This window comes from Enterobacter cloacae complex sp. 302F9 (genome assembly GCF_050030335.1).
Taxonomy (GTDB): domain Bacteria; phylum Pseudomonadota; class Gammaproteobacteria; order Enterobacterales; family Enterobacteriaceae; genus Enterobacter; species Enterobacter hormaechei_C.
On the sequence record NZ_JBLGUC010000001.1, the window covers coordinates 2,242,764 to 2,265,576 of the forward strand.

The 22,813-nt window shown below is 57.3% G+C and carries 22 protein-coding genes and 2 pseudogenes; 15 read left to right on the forward strand and 9 right to left on the reverse strand.

All coding sequences use genetic code 11. The features are described from left to right. Positions 1-2: 2 nt before the first annotated feature. From paaK to paaY, 3 genes are all read left to right on the forward strand, one after another. Entirely contained in the window at positions 3-1,319 is a 1,317-nt protein-coding gene (gene paaK, locus ACQG0T_RS10995) for a phenylacetate--CoA ligase PaaK (protein ID WP_017693475.1), read from the forward strand. Positions 1,320-1,474: 155 nt separating this feature from the next. Continuing rightward, positions 1,475-2,410 (forward strand): phenylacetic acid degradation operon negative regulatory protein PaaX, encoded by a 936-nt coding sequence (gene paaX / locus ACQG0T_RS11000; RefSeq protein ID WP_032103751.1) that lies wholly within the window; start codon positions 1,475-1,477, stop codon positions 2,408-2,410. Between the two features lie 9 nt (positions 2,411-2,419). After that, entirely contained in the window at positions 2,420-3,025 is a 606-nt protein-coding gene (paaY, locus tag ACQG0T_RS11005; protein WP_006810541.1) for a phenylacetic acid degradation protein PaaY, read from the forward strand. A gap of 42 nt (positions 3,026-3,067) precedes the next feature. Here the strand turns inward: paaY and ACQG0T_RS11010 are convergent, their stop codons facing one another. Continuing rightward, the gene (locus ACQG0T_RS11010; protein ID WP_023296565.1) at positions 3,068-3,703 is read right to left on the reverse strand and encodes a helix-turn-helix domain-containing protein; all 636 of its coding nucleotides are present in this window, start codon (positions 3,701-3,703) and stop codon (positions 3,068-3,070) included. Positions 3,704-3,905: 202 nt separating this feature from the next. Between ACQG0T_RS11010 and ACQG0T_RS11015 the strand changes: the two genes are divergently transcribed. Beyond that, complete coding sequence (locus ACQG0T_RS11015) at positions 3,906-5,882, forward strand: alkyl/aryl-sulfatase (protein WP_271040800.1); 1,977 nt, start codon at positions 3,906-3,908, stop codon at positions 5,880-5,882. 57 nt (positions 5,883-5,939) lie between these two features. On the opposite strand, the gene ACQG0T_RS11020 is transcribed toward ACQG0T_RS11015, so the two are convergent. Both ACQG0T_RS11020 and ACQG0T_RS11025 read right to left on the reverse strand, forming a co-directional pair. Continuing rightward, positions 5,940-6,692 carry a hypothetical protein gene (locus ACQG0T_RS11020; RefSeq protein WP_022651152.1) on the reverse strand — a complete coding sequence of 251 codons (753 nt, stop codon included), beginning with the start codon at positions 6,690-6,692 and terminating at the stop codon, positions 5,940-5,942. Between the two features lies 1 nt (position 6,693). Then, entirely contained in the window at positions 6,694-6,891 is a 198-nt protein-coding gene (locus ACQG0T_RS11025) for a hypothetical protein (RefSeq protein ID WP_003857318.1), read from the reverse strand. Positions 6,892-7,149: 258 nt separating this feature from the next. On the opposite strand from ACQG0T_RS11025, the gene ACQG0T_RS11030 reads away from it, so the two are divergent. From ACQG0T_RS11030 to ACQG0T_RS11065, 8 genes and pseudogenes are all read left to right on the forward strand, one after another. Next, entirely contained in the window at positions 7,150-7,584 is a 435-nt protein-coding gene (locus ACQG0T_RS11030; protein WP_023303688.1) for a nuclear transport factor 2 family protein, read from the forward strand. Next, complete coding sequence (locus ACQG0T_RS11035) at positions 7,581-8,300, forward strand: SDR family NAD(P)-dependent oxidoreductase (protein WP_017384506.1); 720 nt, start codon at positions 7,581-7,583, stop codon at positions 8,298-8,300. The genes ACQG0T_RS11030 and ACQG0T_RS11035 overlap by 4 nt, the downstream gene beginning before the upstream one ends. Continuing rightward, positions 8,297-9,556 carry an NAD(P)/FAD-dependent oxidoreductase gene (locus ACQG0T_RS11040; RefSeq protein ID WP_023303690.1) on the forward strand — a complete coding sequence of 420 codons (1,260 nt, stop codon included), beginning with the start codon at positions 8,297-8,299 and terminating at the stop codon, positions 9,554-9,556. Before ACQG0T_RS11035 ends, ACQG0T_RS11040 begins: the two co-directional genes overlap by 4 nt. 1 nt (position 9,557) lies before the next feature. Further along, a complete protein-coding gene (locus tag ACQG0T_RS11045; protein WP_023296566.1) occupies positions 9,558-10,280 on the forward strand; it encodes a DUF1365 domain-containing protein in 723 nt (240 codons plus the stop codon). Further along, a complete protein-coding gene (locus tag ACQG0T_RS11050; protein WP_045141532.1) occupies positions 10,277-11,497 on the forward strand; it encodes an SAM-dependent methyltransferase in 1,221 nt (406 codons plus the stop codon). Before ACQG0T_RS11045 ends, ACQG0T_RS11050 begins: the two co-directional genes overlap by 4 nt. A gap of 46 nt (positions 11,498-11,543) precedes the next feature. Further along, positions 11,544-11,750: pseudogene (locus ACQG0T_RS11055) on the forward strand (DUF2878 family protein); the annotation flags it as partial. Then, positions 11,740-11,952, forward strand: a pseudogene (locus ACQG0T_RS11060) (hypothetical protein); the annotation flags it as partial. The pseudogenes ACQG0T_RS11055 and ACQG0T_RS11060, both read left to right, overlap by 11 nt. 23 nt (positions 11,953-11,975) lie before the next feature. Further along, positions 11,976-12,524 carry a DUF3833 domain-containing protein gene (locus ACQG0T_RS11065; RefSeq protein ID WP_017384502.1) on the forward strand — a complete coding sequence of 183 codons (549 nt, stop codon included), beginning with the start codon at positions 11,976-11,978 and terminating at the stop codon, positions 12,522-12,524. On the opposite strand, the gene ACQG0T_RS11070 is transcribed toward ACQG0T_RS11065, so the two are convergent. Continuing rightward, the gene (locus ACQG0T_RS11070; RefSeq protein WP_003857305.1) at positions 12,506-12,964 is read right to left on the reverse strand and encodes a DMT family transporter; all 459 of its coding nucleotides are present in this window, start codon (positions 12,962-12,964) and stop codon (positions 12,506-12,508) included. The genes ACQG0T_RS11065 and ACQG0T_RS11070 overlap by 19 nt on opposite strands. A gap of 4 nt (positions 12,965-12,968) precedes the next feature. Then, entirely contained in the window at positions 12,969-13,403 is a 435-nt protein-coding gene (locus ACQG0T_RS11075) for a DMT family transporter (RefSeq protein WP_003857304.1), read from the reverse strand. 98 nt (positions 13,404-13,501) lie between these two features. Between ACQG0T_RS11075 and ACQG0T_RS11080 the strand changes: the two genes are divergently transcribed. Then, complete coding sequence (locus ACQG0T_RS11080; RefSeq protein WP_023303693.1) at positions 13,502-14,434, forward strand: LysR family transcriptional regulator; 933 nt, start codon at positions 13,502-13,504, stop codon at positions 14,432-14,434. A 3-nt stretch (positions 14,435-14,437) separates the two neighbouring features. On the opposite strand, the gene ACQG0T_RS11085 is transcribed toward ACQG0T_RS11080, so the two are convergent. Both ACQG0T_RS11085 and ACQG0T_RS11090 read right to left on the reverse strand, forming a co-directional pair. After that, positions 14,438-15,466, reverse strand: a complete 1,029-nt coding sequence (locus ACQG0T_RS11085; protein WP_252051023.1) for a methionine synthase — start codon at positions 15,464-15,466, stop codon at positions 14,438-14,440. A gap of 25 nt (positions 15,467-15,491) precedes the next feature. Then, the gene (locus ACQG0T_RS11090; protein ID WP_271040801.1) at positions 15,492-16,466 is read right to left on the reverse strand and encodes a DUF1852 domain-containing protein; all 975 of its coding nucleotides are present in this window, start codon (positions 16,464-16,466) and stop codon (positions 15,492-15,494) included. 168 nt (positions 16,467-16,634) lie between these two features. Here ACQG0T_RS11090 and ACQG0T_RS11095 point away from each other — a divergent pair, with 168 nt between their 5' ends. Next, complete coding sequence (locus tag ACQG0T_RS11095) at positions 16,635-17,174, forward strand: DUF2058 domain-containing protein (RefSeq protein WP_252051024.1); 540 nt, start codon at positions 16,635-16,637, stop codon at positions 17,172-17,174. A 7-nt stretch (positions 17,175-17,181) separates the two neighbouring features. Here ACQG0T_RS11095 and ACQG0T_RS11100 read toward each other — a convergent pair whose 3' ends face one another. Together ACQG0T_RS11100 and azoR are read right to left on the reverse strand one after the other, a co-directional pair. Continuing rightward, the gene (locus ACQG0T_RS11100; protein WP_015570578.1) at positions 17,182-17,868 is read right to left on the reverse strand and encodes an RluA family pseudouridine synthase; all 687 of its coding nucleotides are present in this window, start codon (positions 17,866-17,868) and stop codon (positions 17,182-17,184) included. A gap of 90 nt (positions 17,869-17,958) precedes the next feature. After that, on the reverse strand, positions 17,959-18,564 hold the full coding sequence (azoR, locus tag ACQG0T_RS11105) for an FMN-dependent NADH-azoreductase (protein WP_015570577.1): 606 nt from the start codon (positions 18,562-18,564) through the stop codon (positions 17,959-17,961). A gap of 203 nt (positions 18,565-18,767) precedes the next feature. Here azoR and hrpA point away from each other — a divergent pair, with 203 nt between their 5' ends. Further along, positions 18,768-22,670 (forward strand): ATP-dependent RNA helicase HrpA, encoded by a 3,903-nt coding sequence (hrpA, locus tag ACQG0T_RS11110; RefSeq protein ID WP_047056711.1) that lies wholly within the window; start codon positions 18,768-18,770, stop codon positions 22,668-22,670. The last annotated feature ends 143 nt before the right edge of the window (positions 22,671-22,813 follow it).

Consider the following 22,813-nt stretch of genomic DNA (forward strand, 5'->3'; position numbering starts at 1 on the left):
CGATGATAAATACAACAAAGCTTGATCCGATCGAAACCGCGTCCATTGATGAATTGCAGGCGTTGCAGACCGCGCGCCTGAAGTGGACGCTGCACCACGCCTACAACAATGTTCCGATGTACAAACGCAAGTTTGATGCCGCGGGCGTTCACCCTGACGACTTCACCGAGCTGGCGGACCTGCAAAAATTCCCGTGCACCACCAAGCAGGATCTGCGCGACAACTACCCGTTTGATACCTTTGCGGTGCCAATGGAACAGGTGGTACGCATCCACGCTTCGTCGGGCACCACCGGAAAGCCGACCGTGGTGGGGTATACCCAGAATGATATCGACAACTGGGCCAATATCGTCGCCCGTTCCCTGCGCGCCGCCGGGGGCAGCGCGAAGGATAAAATTCACGTCGCTTACGGTTACGGGCTCTTCACCGGCGGGCTGGGGGCGCACTACGGTGCCGAGCGTCTGGGAGCGACGGTGATCCCGATGTCCGGCGGCCAGACGGAGAAGCAGGCGCAGCTGATCCGCGATTTCCAGCCGGATATGATCATGGTGACGCCGTCTTACTGCCTGAACCTGATTGAAGAGCTGGAGCGTCAGATGGGCGGCGATGCCAGCGCCTGTTCCCTGCGCGTCGGCGTGTTTGGCGCCGAGCCGTGGACGCAGGCGATGCGCCGCGAAATTGAAAAACGGCTGGGCATTACCGCGCTGGATATCTATGGTCTCTCCGAGGTGATGGGGCCGGGCGTGGCGATGGAGTGTCTTGAAACCGCCGACGGCCCGACCATCTGGGAAGATCACTTCTTCCCGGAGATCGTCAACCCGAATGACGGCACGCCGCTGGCCGACGGCGAGCAGGGCGAACTGCTGTTCACCACGCTGACCAAAGAGGCGCTGCCGGTGATCCGCTACCGCACCCGCGACCTGACGCGCCTGCTGCCGGGCACCGCACGCACCATGCGTCGGATGGATCGCATCAGCGGGCGCAGCGACGACATGCTCATCATTCGCGGGGTTAACGTCTTCCCGTCACAGCTGGAAGAGGAGATCGTTAAGTTCGAACACCTTTCGCCGCACTATCAGCTGGAGGTGAACCGCCGCGGGCATCTTGATTCACTTTCGGTGAAGGTCGAGCTGAAACAGAGCAGCTTAACGCTGACCCATGAACAGCGCTGTCAGGTCTGCCATCAGCTGCGTCATAGGATTAAATCGATGGTGGGGATCTCGACCGACGTGATGATCGTGAACTGCGGCAGTATACCGCGCTCCGAGGGTAAAGCCTGCCGGGTGTTTGATTTGCGTAAAGTGGCAGCCAACGGTTAAAACACCTAACCCCTCATCCTAACCTTCTCCCCAGAGGGGAGAAGGGACAGCTCGGTGCGGTCTTTTTCCCTCTCCCCATTGGGGAGAGGGTCAGGGTGAGGGGGAAAACCCACATCCCTGTGCTATGATTCATCCAGGAAAAAAATAACAACAGAATGAATCACATGAATAAACTTGATGCCTTTATCCAGCACGCAGTCAGCTCTGTTCCCGTCAGCGGAACGTCGCTTATCTCCTCGCTGTATGGCGATGCGCTTTCCCATCGCGGCGGAGAGATCTGGCTCGGCAGCCTGGCGGCCCTGCTGGAAGGGATGGGTTTCGGGGAGCGCTTTGTGCGCACCGCGCTGTTTCGCCTAAATAAGGAGGGCTGGCTGGACGTGTCCCGCATTGGCCGCCGCAGCTTTTACCGTCTCAGCGACAAGGGGCTGCGTTTGACCCGCCGCGCGGAAAATAAAATCTACCGTGCGGAACTGCCGGCGTGGGATGGTAAATGGCTGCTGCTGCTTTCCGAGGGGCTGGATAAAACCACGCTCGCGGACGTGAAAAAACAGCTCATCTGGCAAGGGTTCGGCACGCTGGCGCCGAGCCTGATGGCCTCGCCGTCGCAGAACCTGGCGGACGTGCAGTCTCTGCTGCATGACGCGGGCGTGGCGGAAAACGTCATTTTCTTTGAAGCCCATTCGCCGCTGGCCTTGTCACGCGCGGCGCTACGATCCCGCGTGGAAGAGTGCTGGCAGCTGACCGAACAAAACGCGATGTACGAAACGTTTATCAACTCGTTCCGTCCGCTGCTGCCACTGCTGAAAGAGGCGCCGCCTGAGGATTTGACCCCGGAACGCTGCTTCCAGATCCAGCTGTTACTCATTCATTTTTATCGTCGCGTGGTGCTGAAAGATCCGCTGTTGCCGGAGGAGTTACTTCCTGCGCACTGGGCGGGACAGAGCGCGCGACAGCTGTGTATTAACATCTACCAGCGCGTGGCGGCGGGAGCCCTGGCGTTTGTCAGTGAGAAGGGGGAAACATCCGTGGGCGAGCTGCCCGCTCCCGGCACGCTTTATCACCAGCGTTTTGGTGGTCTGAATATCACATAAGGAGAGGGTATGCCTGTTTATCAAATTGATGGTCTGACGCCGGTCGTGCCTGAAGAGAGCTATGTTCACCCGACCGCGGTGCTGATTGGCGACGTGATCCTCGGAAAAGGTGTTTACGTGGGCCCTAACGCCAGCCTGCGTGGTGATTTTGGCCGGATCGTGGTGAAAGACGGCGCGAACATCCAGGATAACTGCGTGATGCACGGTTTTCCGGAGCAGGACACGGTGGTGGAAGAGGACGGGCATATCGGCCACAGCGCGATCCTGCACGGCTGCATTATCCGCCGTAATGCGCTGGTGGGGATGAATGCGGTCGTGATGGACGGGGCGACGATCGGCGAAAACAGCATCGTCGGGGCGGCGGCGTTTGTGAAGGCCAAAGCGGAGATGCCTGCGAATCACTTAATTCTTGGCAGTCCGGCGAAAGCGATTCGTGAGTTAAGCGCGCAGGAAATAGAGTGGAAAAAGCAGGGCACGCGGGAGTATCAGGTACTGGTGGATCGCTGTAAGCAGACGCTGCATCAGGTGGAGCCGCTGCGGGAAGAAGAGCCCGGACGCAAACGGCTGGTCTTCGATGAGAATTTACGGCCCAAGTCGGCTGGCCGGGATAAATAAGGCCGTTCGTTCCCGCATGTTGCTCAAGGCGTTAAGATGAGCTTAATACGCTTCCGGCAGGGGCCGGTCAATCGACACCAGCTTTCCGCGCTTCATGGTGATATAGCCCCCGGCTTTGAGATCTGCCAGCACGCGAAAGACATGCGTGCGTGACAGGTTAGTGCGCTTAATGATAAACAGCGCCAGGCCCTCATTCTCTCCCGTGTGGGTCTCCTGCCGATAGAGATAGCGGTACAGCATCGGTTTGATGGTCTGGTAGCTGGTGACCTGCCTGCGTTCATTGTGCAGGTCGATGGTGAAAATGGACATGTAGGTCAGTATGGTGGCCAGCGCCTGCATGCGCTCAGACCCGCCCTCGAAAAATAGCTGGTCGAAGTCGGCCCAGGCTATTCTCACCAGCTTCACCTTCGCACTGCTGCGATATTCATACTTCGCCAGTGGACAATACCTTTCCATTAACCCTATCGGCATATACTCGATAGTATTGCCAATATTTAGGCCATCATCAGGCATTAATATTGTCAGCGACCCTTCAGTGCAAAAATAGATATAGCCAGGCTCGACGGTGAATTTTTTATTTGCGGCAACGGTTAAGGCCTCGCCTTTACAAAGCATGTGCGGAAAGAATTGCCCAATATTGAGTTGCTGATAATAGGTATGGATATCCTGGAAATTCACGCTAAGCCTCTCCCCGCAACGTCTGCCGTGGTAACGAGTATAGCAGCAATAGCACCCGGATTACGAACCGATAAATAACCAGTCCCATATGGGACTATGATGAGAAAGTATTCTGATTAGAATGGTCGTCAATGAGTTCGCATTAAAATTATCCGCCAACAGTAAATATCCAGGCGGCGCAATTAATCTATGAGGCCATTCAATGAAATTAACCCTAATTGCTAAACATCTGGCGCTTGCCGGTGTGTTGACGTCGCTGTCGCTTTCCGCGTTTGCGGAAGTGCAGCCGCAGGATGCCACTGCCACAACCCGGCAGGCAAATAACGCCCTGTATAACAAATTACCGTTTGCCGATAAAACCGACTTTGAGAACGCCCATAAAGGCTTTATCGCCCCGCTGCCGCAAAACATGATTAAAGGCGAGCAGGGAAACGTTATCTGGAACCCGGCGAAATATGATTTCGTGAAAGAGGGTGAAAAAGCCCCGGATACGGTAAACCCGAGCCTGTGGCGTCAGTCACAGCTGATCAACATTGGCGGGCTATTTAAGGTCACCGACGGCGTGTATCAGATCCGTAATCTTGATCTCTCCAATATGACCATCATTGAAGGTGATAAAGGCATCACCGTTATCGACCCGCTGTTAAGCGCTGAACCGGCGAAAGAAGCGCTGGATCTCTACTATGCAAACCGCGGCAAGAAACCGGTCGTCGCTGTGGTGATCACCCACAGTCACGTCGACCACTACGGCGGCCTGCGCGGTGTGGTTGACGAAGCCGACGTGAAGTCCGGCAAAGTGAAGATCTACGCCCCGGAAGGCTTTATGAAAGAAGCGGTTTCCGAAAACATTATGGCCGGGAATGCGATGAGCCGCCGTGCGAGCTATATGTACGGCAACCTGCTGAAGCCGGATGCAAAAGGCCAGGTGGGGGCGGGTCTTGGCACCACCACCTCTGCGGGTACGGTGACCCTGATCCCGCCGACCAACTACATTACCCATACCGGCCAGCAGGAAGTGATTGACGGGCTGACCTACGACTTTATGATGGCGCCGGGCTCAGAAGCCCCGTCCGAAATGCTGTGGTATGTCAAAGAGAAGAAAATGATCGAAGCCGCAGAGGACGTGACTCATACCCTGCACAACACCTACTCCCTGCGCGGCGCGAAAATCCGCGATCCGCTGGCCTGGTCTAAGTACATCAACGCCGCCATTGAGCGCTGGGGCGCGGACGCGGAAGTGATTATTGCGCAGCACCACTGGCCGACCTGGGGCAACGAGAATATCGTCAAGCTAATGAAAGGCCAGCGCGATATGTACCGCTACATCAACGACCAGACCCTGCGTATGGCAAACAAGGGGCTGACCCGCGACGAGATCGCCGCTGAATTTACACTGCCGGAATCGCTGGAAAAACAGTGGGCGAGCCGCGGCTATTACGGTTCCGTCAGCCACGACGTAAAAGCCACCTACGTGTTTTATCTCGGATGGTTCGACGGCAACCCGGCTACCCTCGACGAACTGCCGCCTGAACAGGCTGCTAAGAAGTTTGTGGAATACATGGGAGGGGCCGATGCCATCATGCAGAAAGCCAAAGCTGACTATCAGCAGGGCAACTACCGCTGGGTGGCGCAGGTGACCAGCAAAATTGTCTTCGCCGATCCGCAGAACGCTACGGCACGTAATCTGGAAGCCGACGCGCTGGAGCAGTTAGGTTACCAGGCGGAAGCGGGCACCTGGCGTAACTTCTACCTGACCGGCGCGCAGGAACTGCGTAATGGCGTGAAGAAGCTGCCGACGCCGAACACCGCCAGCCCGGATACCGTGCGGGCGATGACTCCGGAAATGTTCTTCGACTACCTGGGCGTGCACATCAACGGGGTGCGGGCCGGTAACGCGAAAGCGGTCTTTAACATCGATCTCGGTAAGGATGGCGGCAAATACAAGCTGGAGCTGGAAAACGGCGTGCTGAACCATACCGCCAACGCGCAGGCGAAGGATGCCGACGCAACCATCACCCTGGACCGCACCACGCTGAATGACATCATCCTTAAGAAAGAGACGCTCAAGCAGGCGATGGACAAGGGTGACGTCAAGATGAGCGGAGACAGAGCGAAGCTGGAAGAGATGCTGAGCTACATGGACACATTTGACTTCTGGTTCAATATTGTCACGCCATAAGTTTAGCGTTCATCCTGGTTAATCCTGGCGCCTTATTACGATAAGGCGCCATTTTTTTCATTCACGCATCGCCAGCGCGCTGGCGCTTGCCGGATCGAACAGCGAAATACTCTCGATCTGATCCAGCATGATCACTTTGCGAAAATCCATGGCGCTTTTGGGCTCCGAATCGAGCGTAATGTCATGCTCGGCATACCATTTGCTGTAGTTATGTTCGATACAGAGCTGCATGTTCTTCCCGTCACGGTAGCCGCTCAGCATCGGAATAAGCACGATATTGGCCGTTTTTTCATACTCCAGCGTGGCGGTATGGATCATGCCAATATAGATCCGCCGCGATTTCAGCGTGACGTGCGCCAGTTCACCTTCCTCCATGCACTGATAGAGCAGCTGTTCAATCCCGCTCGACTGCGCCAGCCGCTTGTACAATTTTTTCCGGCCCTCACCGTCCAGCCGCGCGCTTCCGGCCCAGTTCGAGCGGTAGAGACAAAACAGGATCGCGAAGGTCAGCATCACCACCACCGGGGCCTGAATCCCCAGGAAGCTCCAGTTCATAAAATCAATTTGCCAGTCGGCATATTTTGCTGACGTGAAATGGAACGTGTTATCGGCGGCGGAGAGGGCGAACAACAGCAGCCACAGCAGGCCGGTGGCGATCACCCCCTGAAGAACAAAAATACAGCCATACAGTGCAACAAGAAAATAGACGTCCCAGCCAAAGGATCGCTTGATTTTAAACCGTGTTGAGAGGTCGCGGCTGGTGTACCAGTACCCGCATACCATCAATACCATGAATATTGCCGTTCCCATTTCAGGCCCTCTTCAGCGCGTTGACATGGCGCAGAAAGTCCTGCCGTACTTCGTGGCTTTTGTAGTTAACCGAGGCGTTTCCATCCTGATCGATGATGATGCGGTCGCCATCCTCTACGGCTTCGATAATTTCCTGGTGACTCATGACCTGCAACAAGGATTCCGGGCTGGAAAAGAGCGTCATCAGTAAATGTTTCATCGCGTGACATCCTTATGAATTAAAAGGATAAGTCTGGAAGATAAATGGCACCTTTGCCTTAAGGTTATCCCTAAAAAAACGGCAGCCTGGCGGCGAAATTCATATTTTTCACAAAATGGTTGTGCGTGGTGATATTCCATGTAACTGAAAAATAATAAGAATAAAAAATATACCTGCGCAAACTTGGACAAATAAAGTTAATTGTGTAAGTTTAAATTATGCGATTCCGCTACGTTGTTTACACCCAGGATGTGACCCATGAGCACGTTGCCGTCCGTCATCAGTCGGTTCGTTGATTACTACGCCACGCTGGATACCCAGCCACCTTCGGCGCTGGCGGGGATTTATCGCGCCGATGCCACGCTTATCGATCCCTTTGGCGAACACAGCGGGGTGTTCGCGATTCAGCGCTATTTCACCCATCTGCTGGCTAACGTTCAACACTGTCGCTTTACCGTCGATGCACCGTTGCAGCAGAGCGATCGCTTTGTTGTCACCTGGATGATGCACTGGTCGCACCCGCGTATCGCCGGGGGGGCAATGCGCCAACTGCCGGGCTGCTCCGTGGTAGACATGCGCGACGATCGCATTGTTCGCCAGCGGGATTACTACGATGCCGGAGAGATGATTTACGAACATCTCCCGATACTCGGTTGGGCCGTGCGCGGCGTGAAGCGAAGAGTGAAATCATGAAAACGGTTCTGATCACCGGCGCAAGCTCGGGCATCGGGGCGGGGCTGGCGAAATCTTTTGCCGACGATGGTTACCGGGTGATTGCCTGCGGGCGCGATGCGCAACGTCTGGCAGCCGTGCATCAGTACAGCCCCAACATTACGGTGCGCCTGTTCGATATGACAGACAGGGACGCCTGTCGCCAGGCGCTGGCGGACTGTACTGCCGACACGGTGATTCTCTGCGCCGGAACCTGCGAGTATCTCGACCGCGGCGAGGTGGATGCCGAGCTGGTGGCGCGGGTCATGACCACCAATTTCATCGGGCCGGTAAACTGCCTTGCGGCGTTGCAGCCGCAGCTGGTATCCGGCAACCGCGTGGTGCTGGTCAGTTCGATGGCGCACTGGCTTCACTTCCCGCGAGCCGAAGCGTATGGTGCCTCCAAGGCGGCGTTAACCTGGTTCGCCGATACGCTGCGCCTCGACTGGGAACCGAAAGGGATTGCCGTCACGGTCGTTTCACCCGGTTTTGTCGACACGCCGCTGACCCGCAAAAACGATTTCCCGATGCCGGGCCGGGTCAGCGTGGGGGACGCCGTCCACGCCATTCGTCGCGGTCTGGCAAAAGGGAAGGATCACATCGCGTTTCCCGCCGGGTTCAGCCTGGCGCTGCGCCTGCTTTCCGGCCTGCCCGATGTACTTCAGCGCGCACTGCTGCGCAGGATGGTGCGACCATGAAAATCGCAATTATCGGCAGCGGCATCGCCGGGTTAACCTGTGCCTGGCGGCTCGCCGGACATCATCAGGTCACGCTGTTTGAGGCGCAGGCCACGCCGGGCGGCCATACCGCAACGGTGGATGTCGATACGCCGCAGGGCAGCTTTGCCATCGATACCGGTTTTATCGTCTACAACGACCGCACCTATCCGCGCTTCATGGGGTTGCTCAGCGAACTGGGCATCTGCGGGCAAAAAACGCAGATGAGCTTTTCGGTGCACAACCCGCAGAGCGGGCTGGAGTACAACGGGCACACGCTGACGTCGCTGTTCGCCCAGCGACGTAATCTGCTCAACCCGGCTTTCTGGACGCTGCTGAAGGAGATCGTGCGCTTTAACCGGCTGGCGAAACAGACGCTCCGGGGCGAAGTCGATGGTTCCGCCACGCTGGAAACGTTCCTGCGCCAGCACCGTTTTACGCCCTTTTTTGCGCGCCACTACATCCTGCCCATGGGGGCGGCTATCTGGTCGTCGTCGCTACAGGAGATGAAACGCTTTCCGCTGCCGCTCTTTTTACGCTTTTTTGAAAACCACGGTCTGCTGGACATTACCCATCGTCCGCAGTGGTACGTGGTGCCAGGCGGCTCCAGGGAGTATATCCGCGCGATGCTGGATACGCTCGGCGATCGCCTGACGCTGCACCTTAACGCGCCGGTGCAGCAGGTTATTCGCCACGATCGTGGGGTTGATATTGCGCGTGAGGGCGTAACAGACACTTTTGATCAGGTGATCTTCGCCTGCCACTCCGCTCAGGCGCTGGCGATGCTCGCCAGCCCAACGCAGGCTGAACGCGAGGTGCTGGGGGATATCGGCTGGCAGCGTAACGAGGTGGTGCTTCACCGCGATCCGCGCTGGCTGCCGGTGCGCGAACGCGCGTGGGCGAGCTGGAACTACCGCCTCAGCGAGCAGGATCAGGCCAGCGCCTGCGTCACCTACAACATGAATATCTTGCAGGGACTGCCGCCGGGTAGCCCGCTGTTTTGCGTCACCCTCAACCCGGAAACGCCGGTGGAGGAACGGTTTGTGCTGCGCCGCTTTGTCTATGAGCATCCGCTTTTTAACCCGCAAAGCTGGCAAGCTCAGGCCCGGCGCGGCGAAATAAACGGTCGCCAGCGGAGCTGGTTCTGCGGTGCGTACTGGTACAACGGCTTCCACGAAGATGGCGTACGCAGTGCGTTGGACGTGGTCAACGCTATCGCGACCGGGGAGGGCAACTAAGATGAACAGCTGCCTTTACCACGGTACATTGCGCCATCGTCGGCTTGCGCCGAAAGCGCACCACTTTACCTACAGCGTATTTATGGCCTGGCTCGATCTGGATGAGCTGGACGCGCTGCCCTCTGTCGGCGTGCGTCGTAACCGCGTTGCGCCCGCGGCATTTTATGATGCGGATTACCCGCTGGGCACGCCGCTCAAAGCGCGTGTCCTTGAGCGTCTGGAAAATCTGACCGGCGAACGTCCGGCGGGGCGGGTCATGCTACTGACTCAGCTGCGCTATTTCGGTTTTCATTTCAACCCGGTCAATTTTTACTACTGCTATGACGGGGAAGACACCCTGCGCTGGGTTCTCGCCGAAGTCCGTAACACGCCGTGGAATGAACGACATTACTACGCGGTAGCGGGGCGGGACGCCCCGCCGACGGAGAAAGCGTTTCACGTCTCGCCCTTTAATCCGATGGATATGATCTACCACTGGCGCTTCAACAGCCCGGACAGCACGCTGCGCATGCATATCGAAAACCATCAGGAGACGAAGGTGTTTGATGCCACCCTGACGCTGCGCCGGGTCCCGCTGACGCGCACGGCGCTGCGTTCGCTGCTGGCGCGGATCCCGTTGATGACCCTCAAAACCGTTTTCGCCATTTACTGGCAGGCGCTCAGGCTGTGGCTGAAGCGCGTACCGCTGCATAACCATCCCCTCAGCAGGAGTGAACGCTCATGACCAATCCCGTCTTTGCGCTTGAACCCGATATCCCGCGCAACGTCCGCGTCGCGCGATGGTTGCTCTTCCGCCTGCTGAATGGCCTGCACGGTGGCTCGCTGACGCTGCGTGAAGGCGCGCAGACGTTCCAGTTCGGCGACGCTTCCGCCGCGCTTCACGCTGAGGTGCAAGTACTTGCTCCGGGCGTCTACTGGCGCATTTTAACCGGGGGCAGCCTCGCCGCGGCACAGGCGTGGATGGATGGCGACTGGGAGACGCCCCACCTGACGCCGCTGCTGGAGCTGATTGCGCGCAATAGCCAAATCCTCGGAAAGCTGGAAAAAGGGTTTCGCCTGCTCGGGAAACCGGTGGAGCGGCTGCGGCACTGGATGCGGCGCAACTCCCGCGCGCAGGCGCGGGAAAATATTGCCGCCCATTACGATCTGGGCAACGCCTTTTACGCCCATTTCCTTGATGAACATCTCCTGTACTCCAGCGCGCTGTTTAGCGGGGACGAGCAGGATCTGACCGCGGCTCAGCAGGCGAAAATGGCGAGGCTGTGCGACCAGCTGGCGCTCACGGCAAACGATCATCTGCTGGAGATTGGCACCGGCTGGGGGGCGATGGCGGAATATGCCGCCCGTCATTACGGCTGCCGGGTGACCACCACCACGCTGTCGCAGGAGCAGTACCACTGGGCCACCGCGCGCATCGCCCGGGCAGGGTTGCAGGATCGTGTTGAGGTGCTGCTCTGCGACTACCGCGATCTGACCGGGGTCTACGACAAGCTGGTGTCGGTTGAGATGATTGAGGCCGTCGGTCAACGCTACCTGCCAACATTTTTCCGCACCTGCCAGGCGCGTCTGCGTCCAGGCGGGCGGATGGCGATTCAGGCCATCACCATTCAGGATCAACGCTATCGCGACTACAGCAAAAGCGTCGATTTTATTCAGCGCTACATCTTCCCCGGCGGCTTTTTGCCCAGCATCACCGCCATGAATGAACTCATGACCCGCCATACCGATTTTGTGGTGCGTAACCTCTTCGATATGGGGCCGGACTACGCCCGCACGCTGGCGCACTGGCGTCAGCGGTTCGTTCACGCCTGGCAGGAGATTGAAAAGCTCGGGTTTGATGACCGTTTCCGCCGGATGTGGCTGTACTACCTCGGCTACTGTGAAGCCGGGTTTAATGCCCGCACCATCAGCGTGGTGCAGCTGACTGCGGAACGCGTGTGAAGCGCTACGGGCAGGTATTTCTGCTGGCCATCGGGTTTGATCTCTACTGGACGCGCTCTGGGCGCTGACGGGGCTGATTGCGTTCACGGGCGCGTCCCTGATGCCGCTATGGATGGTGGCGCTGTGGCTAATGTTTGCCACCGTCTGGACGCAACTGACCCGCACGACCACCTTGCCGGGCTGGTTGCTGACGGTACTGGCGACCCTGGGCGGGCCGGTGGCCTACCTGATCGGCGAGCGTCTGGGGGCCGTTTACCGTTTATACCTCTCAGCTTCTGACGCCCGACGGCAGCTATACAGGGTTAGACGGCGATAATGCGCTGATTATCACCTATGCCCGGGACATCGATGGTGACGACCTGGTTGAGGCGACCCGCGACCAGTGGCAGGCGCAGGGCATTTTGCAGCAGGAGCCGCAGAGTGAAGCGTGGCTGAGCGAGTATCCTGAACTGCGTCAGCAGTTAATCGGAGGACCACAATGAAACGTTTCCTGTTAATGGCGCTTGCCCTGACGATGCTGGTGGCCGGATGTAGCACCGAGGTGACAGAGTATCGTCAGCAGCAGCCACGGCTTGATATTTTTACTTACTTCCAGGGGAAAACCGAGGCGTGGGGGATGGTGCAGGATCGCAGCGGTAAGCAGATCCGTCGTTTTCACGTCGAGATCGCCGGGGATGTTATCGGCGATACGCTGACCCTGAATGAACATTTTGTCTACGATGACGGCGAGAAGCAGCAGCGCGTCTGGCATATCCGCCGCGTTGGGCAGAATCGCTATGAAGGCACGGCGGGTGACATAGAAGGTGGCGCGACAGGCCAGGCGGCGGGCAATGCCCTTAACTGGCGCTACAGCATGAACGTGAAGGCGGACGGCAAAACCTGGCTGCTGCACTTTGATGACTGGATGTATTTGCAGGACAGCACCCGTCTGTTTAATAAAACCGAGATGAAGAAATTTGGCGTCACCGTCGCCACGGTGACGCTGTTCTTTACCCGCAAAGAGGGCGGTCAATCCTCTTCGGGCTGAGGTTTACTGCTTGAGTAGATGAAGAAGAGCGCAATACTCAGGCAGACGACGGCCCCGAAACGGCTCACTGAAAACGGAATGGCTTCATTGTTCAGCCAGCCAAAGTTATCAATCAGCATGCTCATGGCCAGCTGGCCCAGGATAACCGCTACCGTGGCAACGGCGGTCCCGATGCGCTGCACTGCGAGCACCATAATCACGATATAGGGCACGCCGCACAGGGCCCCCAGAAGCTGCCATTTGGGTACATCCATCAGGCTGACCGCCTGTTTCGGCTCAAAAAAGAAGATCAGCAGGGCGGTCACCAGCGCGCCGACGGAAAACGTCAGAAACGCGCTTTTAAATACCCCCACGCTGCTGCCTAATTGCCCGTTAATGGCAGCCTGAATGCTCAGCGTTGCGCCGCCAATCACCGCCAGAATAATCATAATTACTGTCATAACGTTACCCCTGCGCCACGAGAATGAGCGCGGCGATGATAAATCCCAGCGCAATAATGCGTTTTGTATCGATCCTGCGGTGCGGAGTACCCAGCAGGCCATAGTGGTCAATAATCAGGCTTTTAAAAACCTGGCCTGCCAGAATGCCGATCATCGTCATGGCAATGCCGATCGCAGGCGTGGCAATGGTGAGAATGATGACGTAAACCGGGCCGAGCACGCCGCCCAACAGGTGCCATGAAGGCTGCGCAAAAAATGAGGGACTGTTGCGCGGGCTGAAAAACAGCATCAGCAGAAACGTCAGCCCCGTTCCCACGCTGAATATGCTGAACGCCGCCCACAGGTCGCCCACCTCTGCGCCCAGCGGCCCCAGCAGCCCGGCTTCCACGGACAGCCCCATGCCACCAGCAATCACCAGTAAAATTAAAATAATGTGCATAACGCTTTTTCTCCTTTTTCCAGGCGGAGAAGATTACGTCTGAACATCATTGAGAAAAATGCCATAATGCAGGAAACACCTTTGCAGGAAATGCATTAATGATGGATGCCGGACATATCAGCATTCGCGCGCTGCTGATCTTCATCGACGTTTATGAAACGCAGAATTTTTCCGTGGTGGCGAGGCGGGAAGGGATTTCTGCGTCGCAGGTCTCACGCGTGATCCACCAGCTTGAGGACGCCCTCGGGCAACAGCTTTTCTACCGCAACACGCGGGCGATTATGCCCACAGAGAGCGGGCATCTTTTTGTGCGCTATGCCCGTGCGATGGCCGGGAATATGGAGGACGCGCGACGCGAGCTGGATGAACGCGCCCGCGAGCCGTCGGGCACGCTGCGTATCAATGGCCCGGTCTTTTTCGGACAAAGGCACATCGCGCCGGGCCTGCCGGGGCTTCTGGCGCGTTACCCTCGTCTCTCCATTGAACTGACCCTCACCGACGATTTTATCGATCCGCACCGTGACGCCGCGGACGTTATCTTCCGCATCGGCGCGCTGACGGACTCCTCGTTTCACGCCCGGGTGTTCGGGCAGCAGTTCTACCATCTGGCGGCCTCGCCGGACTATCTGCAAAAACATGGCGCGCCCGAGGGGCCGGACGATCTCAGCCGTCACCACTGTCTGGTTTACCGCGGTTCGTCCGGGCCTAACCGCTGGCTGATCCGGCAGCCGGGCGAGGCGTGGGTTCACTATCCCATTGTACCGCTGATGACTTCCAATAACGCGGAAACGCTCCTGATTGCGGCGCTGGGCGGCATGGGCGTTGTGCTTTTCCCGGACTGGATGGTGAGCGAACGGCTCAAAAGCGGTGAGCTGGTGGCGCTGCTGCCGGAAATGGAGTGTTCAATTAATACGGAGCCACTGACGATTGCGGCGATTTACCCGAACGCGCGTCATCCGCCCCTGAACGTCAGGGCGGTGATTGATTACTATATTGAGCGATTCGGTACGCCACTGTACTGGCAAACCTGAAGGTTAGCGGGCAAGCTCGCGACGGATAATGTCAGCCCCGGCGCTTAACGCCTTCAGCTTACCGTTGGCGACCTGGCGGGAAAGGGGGGCCATACCGCAGTTGGTGGACGGATAGAGCTTGTCTGCATCAACAAACTGCAACGCCTTGCGCAGCGTATCGGCCACCTCTTCCGGCGTTTCGATGGTCTGGGTGGCGACGTCAATTGCCCCGACCATCACTTTTTTACCGCGGATAAGCTCCAGCAGATCCATCGGCACGCGCGAGTTGTGGCACTCCAGCGAGATGATACCGATCTTCGAGGTCTGTAACTTTGGAAATGCCTCTTCATACTGGCGCCACTCGGAGCCGAGCGTCTTTTTCCAGTCCGTATTGGCTTTGATGCCGTACCCGTAACAGATATGTACCGCGGTTTCGCATTTCAGCCCTTCAATGGCGCGCTCCAGCGCGGCGATACCCCAGTCATTCACCTCGTCGAAAAAGACGTTAAAGGCAGGTTCGTCGAACTGAATAATGTCGACGCCGGCCGCTTCCAGCTCGCGGGCCTCCTGATTGAGAATTTTAGCGAACTCCCAGGCCAGCTTTTCGCGGCTTTTATAGTGGGCATCGTATAGCGTGTCGATCATGGTCATCGGGCCGGGCAGCGCCCACTTGATCGGCTTGTCAGTCAGCTGGCGCAGGTATTTAGCGTCGTCAACAAACACCGGCTTCTGTCGCGCCACCGCGTCTACCACGGTCGGCACGCTCGCATCGTAGCGGTTACGGATGCGCACCGTCTGACGGTTCTCAAAATCCACGCCGCTGAGATGTTCAATAAAGGTGGTGACAAAATGCTGGCGGGTTTGTTCCCCGTCGCTGACGATATCAATCCCGGCGCGAATCTGTTCATCCAGAGACAAACGCAGCGCATCCTGTTTCCCTGCCAGTAATTCCTCGTCCTGGAGTTTCCACGGCGACCAGAGCGTTTCCGGCTGCGCAAGCCAGGTGGGTTTCGGCAGGCTGCCAGCCGTTGATGTCGGGAGCAATGTTTTCATAAAAGAACCTTTTATCCGTATTAAATTAAAGCGTGAAGTGTTGAGACCACTGCTCAAGAAGGGTTTTATAGGGTTTGATAAACCGCTCTTCGGTATATTTACCCTGTTCAATGGCCAGCCGGCTGCGCTCTTCACGGTCATAGACGATTTTGGTTAATGAGTGATCCTGCTGATTCAGGTCGGGCTGATAGCACTGTCCCGCAGCGGAATTGGCATTGTAAATTTCTGGTCGATAGATCTTCTGGAACGTCTCCATGGTGCTGATGGTGCCGATCAGTTCCAGATTGGTGTAATCACGCAGTAAATCGCCGGTGAAGAAGAAGGCAAAAGGCGCGACGCTGTTTTCCGGCATGAAATAGCGAACCTTCAGGCCCATCTTCGCGAAGTACTGTTCCGTTAGCGACTCGCCGTCCGGCTGGTACTCATAGCCCAGCACCGGGTGGAGGTTACCGGTACGACGATAGGTGTCTTTGCTGGAGACGCTCAGGCAGATCACCGGCGCTTTTTTAAAGTTCGCCTGATATTCCGCAGAATGAACGAAGCTTTTAAAGATATTGCCGTGCAGCTCGCCAAAATTCTCGGGGAGAGAGAAACGGGCCCGGTTTTTATTATGCTCCAGCAGCAGGACGCTGAAATCATAGTCACGAACATACGATGAGAAGTTATTTCCGACGATGCCTTCGATGCGCTCGTGGGTTTTTTTATCCACGATCGTCGTTTGCAGAATTTCGATGGCCGGGAAAGTAAAATCGCCGCCGATATTCATATCGACAGAAATAATCTCCAGCTCGACGGCATAGCGGTCAGCTTTCGGGTTATCCCAGCTCGCCAGCGCGTTAAAGCGGTTGTTGATCATCACCAGCGTATTGCGCAGGTTCTCCTGACGCTTCTCGCCACGCGCCAGGTTGGCGAAGTTGGTGGTGGTACGCGTGTTTTCTGACGGGTTATAATTTTCATCAAAGCAACTGCGCTTAAGGGTAAATGTGAAAGCCTGACTCATTTGGTTATGCATCCTAAGTTCATGTTGCCGGAACGTTATCAATGCATAATTTATGCCTGAGCCACTGGCGCAGGGGAAGTGACTTAATTTCACTGCAACATGAGGGTTCTTCATGAACTGCGCGATTCAGGTATAATCCCCCGACATTTCCAACCGGTTTAAACGAACATGACAAAACTCACCCTACAAGAGCAGATGCTGAAAGCGGGCTTAGTCAGCAGTAAAAAGATGGCGAAGGTCCAGCGCACGGCGAAAAAATCCCGCGTCCAGGCTCGCGAGGCGAGAGAGGCTGTTGAAGAGAACAAGAAAGCCCAGCTGGAGCGTGATAAACAGCTGAGCGAACAGCAAAAACAGGCGGTGCTGGCAAAAGAGTTCAGGGCGCAGGTGAAGCAGCTGATTGAGATGAACCGCATCACCGTGGCGAAGGGCAGCATTACCTTTAACTTTACCGACGGCAACCTGATCAAAAAAATCGAGGTCGATAAGCAGACGCAAACCCAGCTGATCAACGGCCGTCTGGCGATTGCCCGACTGGTGATTAACGCGAATGGCGACTGTGATTACGCGATTATCCCGGCGGTAGTGGCGGATAAAATTGCCCAGCGCGATGCGGACAGCATTGTGCTAAACAGCGCCCTGAGTCAGGAAGAGCAGGACGAAGACGATCCGTACGCAGACTTCAAAATCCCTGACGATTTAATGTGGTAATCCCCGCTCAGAACGGCGCGGCGTGACGGGCGTTCATCGTCTCGCCGCTCAGCGGATGAATAAAATTCAGAGCGCTTGCATGCAGCATCAGCCGGGGCGTTTCTTCCGCCCCCGGCCATTCCAGACCACCATACAGATCGCACCCCAGAATAGGGTGGCCTAACTGCTGGCAGTGAATGCGCAGCTGGTGGGTGCGCCCGGTCTCCGGGGTAAGCTCAACCCGCGTCAGCGGCATTGTCGTATCCTGGTAAATACGTTCCACCACCCGATAGCGGGAGCGAGCGGGCTTACCGGTGCGGGCACAGATCGTCATCAGCGGAAACAGCGCCGGATCTTTGGCAATCGGCGCATCCACGGTCCCTTCGTCCTGTTCCACATGTCCGCACAGCAGGGCGGTGTAAACCTTGTTCACGGCGCGCTGACTGAACTGGTGGCAAAGCGCGGCGTTGATCGCTTTGTTACGCGCAATGACCATCAGACCCGAAGTGCCAAAATCAAGACGATGCACCAGCGTGCAGCCGGGAAAGGTTTGAACAAGACGGTGGTGGACGGAATCGAGGTTTTGCGGATTTTTCCCCGACAGGCTGAGCAGACCGGAAGGTTTATTGATCAGCAGCAGATGCTCGTCCTGCCAGAGGATCTCAATGTCGTCGTGACAGGGTGGTGCAATAAACGTATCGATAATGACAGACATCAGGCCGCCGGGCTGGAGAGTGGGTGCGGATGATAACGAAATACGGGGGAAAAGAAAAACCCTCCCACCGGGCGGTGAGAGGGGGAAAACTTAGGCAGCGACCAGGCTGTCGATAGCGGCTTTCGCGTCGGTCTGCGCTTTGGTGGCCACTTCCGGGCCGTAAGCGATACCTTCAGCGAACACGAAGTTCACGTCGGTAATGCCGATGAAGCCCAGGAACAGCGTCAGGTACGGTGCGACCAGGTCGGTAGGGGTATCTTTGTGAATACCGCCGCGGCTGGTCAGTACAACCGCACGCTTGCCTTTCACCAGACCTTCCGGGCCGTTCTCGGTGTAACGGAAGGTTACGCCAGCGCGCGCCACCAGGTCGAAGTAGTTCTTCAGCTGGGTAGGAATGTTGAAGTTGTACATTGGGGCGTTGATCACGATAACGTCGTGAGCCTGCAACTCAGCAATCAGCTCGTCGGAGAGCGCCAGGGCTTCCTGCTGACGCGGGGTAAGAGGCGCATCGCTCGGACGCAGCGCGCCAACCAGCTCGCCGTCCAGCACAGGAATTGGGTTTGCCGCCAGGTCACGCACGGTGATTTCATCCGCGCTGTGCTGTTCACGCCACTGTTCAACGAAATAGTCAGACAGCTGACCAGACTGTGAATACCCTGCCAGAATACTGGATTTCAACACTAATACTTTGCTCATGGGAAATTCCTGTTTTGTATTTGATTGAGGGGGTTGCCCCGTTGCTTGTTGACACTTTATTCACAATCCTGCCACAGGGATAGCGCAATATATCGAAGCCTATGTTCGAATTTTTTGAATAAGGCGCGAAAAGCGCTGATGTGGTACTCTATACCAATCATTAAAAAGAGATTTTATCCGGCAGTGCACTGCCCGTTAACGCTATGACAGAACACCAAAAATTGACCTTCCCGATGCTGATGCAAAAGCTTGATTCGCTGATGCTGCGCGATAAACAGCGGTTTGCGCGCCGTCTGCACGGCGTTAAGAAGGTTAAAAATCCTGATGCGCAACAGGCCATTTACCAGGAGATGGCCAACGAGATTGAACAGGCGGCAGGGAAAGTTGTGCTGCGTGAAGCCGCACGTCCGGAGATTACCTATCCGGAAAATCTGCCCGTCAGCCAGAAGAAACAGGACATTCTTGAGGCCGTACGCGACCACCAGGTGGTGATCGTCGCGGGGGAAACCGGTTCAGGTAAAACCACTCAGCTGCCGAAAATCTGCATGGAGCTGGGCCGCGGGGTGAAAGGGCTGATCGGTCACACCCAGCCGCGTCGTCTGGCGGCGCGCACCGTGGCGAACCGTATTGCGGAAGAGCTGCAAACGGAGCCGGGCGGCTGCATCGGCTACAAGGTGCGATTCAGCGACCACGTCAGCGATAACACCATGGTTAAGCTGATGACCGACGGTATCCTGCTGGCGGAAATCCAGCAGGATCGTCTGCTGATGCAGTACGACACCATCATCATCGATGAAGCGCACGAGCGCAGCCTGAACATCGACTTCCTGCTCGGCTACCTGAAAGAGCTGCTGCCCCGGCGTCCCGATCTGAAAATCATCATCACCTCCGCGACCATCGACCCGGAGCGCTTCTCAAAACATTTCAACAATGCGCCGATTATCGAGGTGTCAGGACGCACATATCCGGTGGAAGTGCGCTATCGCCCGATTGTGGAAGAGGCGGACGATACCGAGCGCGACCAGCTTCAGGCCATCTTTGATGCCGTCGACGAGCTGGGCAACGAGAGTTCTGGCGACATTCTGATCTTCATGAGCGGCGAGCGCGAGATCCGCGATACCGCCGATGCGCTCAGCAAGCGCGATCTGCGCCATACCGAGATCCTGCCGCTGTACGCGCGCCTGTCGAACAGCGAGCAGAACCGCGTGTTCCAGCCGCACAGCGGGCGCCGCATCGTGCTGGCGACCAACGTGGCCGAAACTTCGCTGACCGTACCGGGCATTAAATACGTGATCGACCCGGGTACGGCGCGCATCAGCCGCTACAGCTACCGCACCAAAGTTCAGCGCCTGCCGATTGAGCCGGTTTCGCAGGCGTCGGCTAATCAGCGTAAGGGCCGCTGCGGCCGCGTGTCGGAAGGGATCTGTATTCGTCTCTATTCGGAAGACGATTTCCTGTCGCGCCCGGAGTTTACCGATCCGGAGATCCTGCGGACCAACCTGGCATCCGTTATCCTGCAAATGACCGCGCTGGGGCTGGGCGATATCGCCGCCTTCCCGTTTGTGGAAGCGCCGGATAAGCGCAATATTCAGGACGGGGTGCGGCTGCTGGAAGAGCTGGGGGCCATCACCACCGACGAACAGGCGACGGCCTACAAGCTAACGCCATTGGGCCGCCAGCTTAGCCAGTTGCCGGTCGACCCGCGTCTGGCGCGCATGGTGCTGGAGGCGCAAAAACACGGCTGCGTGCGCGAGGCGATGATCATCACCTCGGCGCTCTCCATTCAGGATCCGCGCGAGCGTCCGATGGACAAGCAGCAGGCGTCGGATGAAAAACACCGTCGCTTCCACGATAAAGAGTCCGATTTCCTCGCCTTTGTGAACCTGTGGAACTACCTTGGCGAGCAGCAAAAAGCGCTCTCCTCGAACCAGTTCCGCCGTCAGTGCCGGGTGGATTTCCTCAATTATCTGCGCGTACGCGAGTGGCAGGATATCTACACCCAGCTGCGCCAGGTGGTGAAAGAGCTGGGTATCCCGGTGAACAGTGAACCGGCGGAGTACCGCGAAATTCATATCGCCCTGTTGACTGGCCTGCTGTCTCATATCGGGATGAAGGATGCGGATAAGCAGGAATATACCGGCGCACGCAACGCGCGTTTCTCCATCTTCCCGGGCTCCGGTTTGTTTAAGAAGCCGCCGAAGTGGACCATGGTCGCCGAGCTGGTGGAAACCAGCCGTCTGTGGGGGCGTATCGCCGCGCGTATCGATCCGGAGTGGGTTGAACCAGTGGCGCAGCACCTGCTGAAACGCTCATACAGCGAGCCGCACTGGGAGCGCGGGCAGGGCGCGGTGATGGCGACGGAAAAAGTCACCGTCTACGGCCTGCCGGTGGTGGCCGCGCGTAAGGTTAACTACAGCCAGATCGATCCGGCGTTGAGTCGCGAGCTGTTTATCCGCCACGCGCTGGTGGAAGGCGACTGGCAGACGCGTCATGCGTTCTTCCGCGAAAACCTGAAGCTGCGCGCCGAGGTGGAAGAGCTTGAGCACAAGTCCCGCCGTCGCGACATTCTGGTGGACGACGAGACGCTGTTTGAGTTTTACGATCAGCGCATCAGTCACGATGTGATCTCGGCGCGCCATTTCGACAGCTGGTGGAAGAAAGCCAGCAAAGAGGCCCCGGACCTGCTCAACTTTGAAAAGAGCATGCTGATCAAAGAGGGCGCGGAGTCGGTCAGCAAACTCGATTACCCGAACTTCTGGCATCAGGGCAACCTCAAGCTGCGTCTGACCTATCAGTTTGAGCCGGGCGCGGATGCCGATGGTGTGACGGTGCACATTCCGCTGCCGCTGTTAAACCAGGTGGAAGAGAGCGGGTTTGAGTGGCAGATCCCCGGCCTGCGCCGCGAGCTGGTCATTGCGTTAATCAAATCCCTGCCTAAACCGGTGCGGCGTAACTTTGTGCCGGCGCCGAACTACGCCGAAGCGTTTTTAGGCCGCGTCACGCCGCTGGAGCTGCCGCTGCTGGACGCCCTGGAGCGTGAGTTCCGCCGCATGACCGGAACCACCATCGACCGCGACGACTGGAACTGGGATCAGGTGCCCGATCACCTGAAAATCACATTCCGCGTGGTGGACGATAAAAACAAAAAGCTGCTCGAAGGCCGTTCTCTGACGGAGCTGAAAGAGGCGCTGAAAGGTAAAGTCCAGGAGACGCTCTCTGCGGTGGCCGATGACGGCATTGAGCAGAGCGGGCTGCACATCTGGAGCTTTGGTCAGCTCCCGGAAAGCTACGAGCAGAAGCGCGGGAACTACAGGGTGAAAGCCTGGCCCGCGCTGGTGGATGAGCGCGACAGCGTGGCGATTAAGCTCTTTGACAATCCGCAGGAGCAACAGCAGATGATGTGGCGCGGGCTGCGTCGACTGCTTCTGCTCAACATCCCGTCGCCGATTAAGTATCTGCACGAGAAGCTGCCGAACAAAGCCAAGCTGGGGCTCTACTTTAACCCGTACGGTAAGGTGCTGGACCTGATCGACGACTGCATCTCCTGCGGTGTGGATAAGCTGATCCACGAGGCCGGCGGTCCGGTCTGGACGGAAGAGGGCTTTGCTCAGCTTCATGAAAAGGTGCGCGCGGAGCTGAACGACACCGTGGTCGAGATTGCCAAACAGGTCGAGCAGATCCTTACCGCCGTGTTCAATATCAACAAGCGCCTGAAGGGGCGGGTGGATATGACCATGGCCCTGGGGCTGTCGGACGTCAAGGCGCAGATGGCGGGGCTGGTGTATCGCGGCTTTGTCACCGGCAATGGCTTTAAGCGTCTGGGCGATACGCTGCGTTATTTGCAGGCGATAGAGAAGCGTCTGGAGAAAATGGCGGTCGATCCGCATCGCGATCGTGCGCAGATGCTGAAAGTCGAAAACGTGCAGCAGGCGTGGCAGCAGTGGCTCAACAAACTGCCGCCGGCGCGTCGCGATGACGACGACGTGCGGGAGATCCGCTGGATGATCGAGGAGCTGCGCGTCAGCTTCTTCGCTCAGCAGCTGGGAACGCCGTATCCCATTTCGGATAAGCGTATCTTGCAGGCGATGGAGCAGATTTCCGGCTAAAACCGTTGCCCGGTGGCGCTGCGCTTACCGGGCCTACGGGAGAATATGTAGAGCATGTAGGCCGGGTAAGGCGTAGCCGCCACCCGGCTTTTTATCATTTCTCCGGGTATAACCCTTGCCCGGTGGCGCTGCGCTTACCGGGC

Bases quoted from the DNA above. Each gene is read 5' to 3' on its own strand.
- paaK (WP_017693475.1), top strand. From the start codon at position 3: ATGATAAATACAACAAAGCTTGATCCGATCGAAACCGCGTCCATTGAT.
- paaX (WP_032103751.1), top strand. From the start codon at position 1,475: ATGAATCACATGAATAAACTTGATGCCTTTATCCAGCACGCAGTCAGC.
- paaY (WP_006810541.1), top strand. From the start codon at position 2,420: ATGCCTGTTTATCAAATTGATGGTCTGACGCCGGTCGTGCCTGAAGAG.
- ACQG0T_RS11015 (WP_271040800.1), top strand. From the start codon at position 3,906: ATGAAATTAACCCTAATTGCTAAACATCTGGCGCTTGCCGGTGTGTTG.
- ACQG0T_RS11020 (WP_022651152.1), bottom strand. From the start codon at position 6,692: ATGGGAACGGCAATATTCATGGTATTGATGGTATGCGGGTACTGGTAC.
- ACQG0T_RS11025 (WP_003857318.1), bottom strand. From the start codon at position 6,891: ATGAAACATTTACTGATGACGCTCTTTTCCAGCCCGGAATCCTTGTTG.
- ACQG0T_RS11030 (WP_023303688.1), top strand. From the start codon at position 7,150: ATGAGCACGTTGCCGTCCGTCATCAGTCGGTTCGTTGATTACTACGCC.
- ACQG0T_RS11035 (WP_017384506.1), top strand. From the start codon at position 7,581: ATGAAAACGGTTCTGATCACCGGCGCAAGCTCGGGCATCGGGGCGGGG.
- ACQG0T_RS11040 (WP_023303690.1), top strand. From the start codon at position 8,297: ATGAAAATCGCAATTATCGGCAGCGGCATCGCCGGGTTAACCTGTGCC.
- ACQG0T_RS11045 (WP_023296566.1), top strand. From the start codon at position 9,558: ATGAACAGCTGCCTTTACCACGGTACATTGCGCCATCGTCGGCTTGCG.
- ACQG0T_RS11050 (WP_045141532.1), top strand. From the start codon at position 10,277: ATGACCAATCCCGTCTTTGCGCTTGAACCCGATATCCCGCGCAACGTC.
- ACQG0T_RS11065 (WP_017384502.1), top strand. From the start codon at position 11,976: ATGAAACGTTTCCTGTTAATGGCGCTTGCCCTGACGATGCTGGTGGCC.
- ACQG0T_RS11070 (WP_003857305.1), bottom strand. From the start codon at position 12,964: ATGACAGTAATTATGATTATTCTGGCGGTGATTGGCGGCGCAACGCTG.
- ACQG0T_RS11075 (WP_003857304.1), bottom strand. From the start codon at position 13,403: ATGCACATTATTTTAATTTTACTGGTGATTGCTGGTGGCATGGGGCTG.
- ACQG0T_RS11080 (WP_023303693.1), top strand. From the start codon at position 13,502: ATGATGGATGCCGGACATATCAGCATTCGCGCGCTGCTGATCTTCATC.
- ACQG0T_RS11085 (WP_252051023.1), bottom strand. From the start codon at position 15,466: ATGAAAACATTGCTCCCGACATCAACGGCTGGCAGCCTGCCGAAACCC.
- ACQG0T_RS11090 (WP_271040801.1), bottom strand. From the start codon at position 16,466: ATGAGTCAGGCTTTCACATTTACCCTTAAGCGCAGTTGCTTTGATGAA.
- ACQG0T_RS11095 (WP_252051024.1), top strand. From the start codon at position 16,635: ATGACAAAACTCACCCTACAAGAGCAGATGCTGAAAGCGGGCTTAGTC.
- ACQG0T_RS11100 (WP_015570578.1), bottom strand. From the start codon at position 17,868: ATGTCTGTCATTATCGATACGTTTATTGCACCACCCTGTCACGACGAC.
- azoR (WP_015570577.1), bottom strand. From the start codon at position 18,564: ATGAGCAAAGTATTAGTGTTGAAATCCAGTATTCTGGCAGGGTATTCA.
- hrpA (WP_047056711.1), top strand. From the start codon at position 18,768: ATGACAGAACACCAAAAATTGACCTTCCCGATGCTGATGCAAAAGCTT.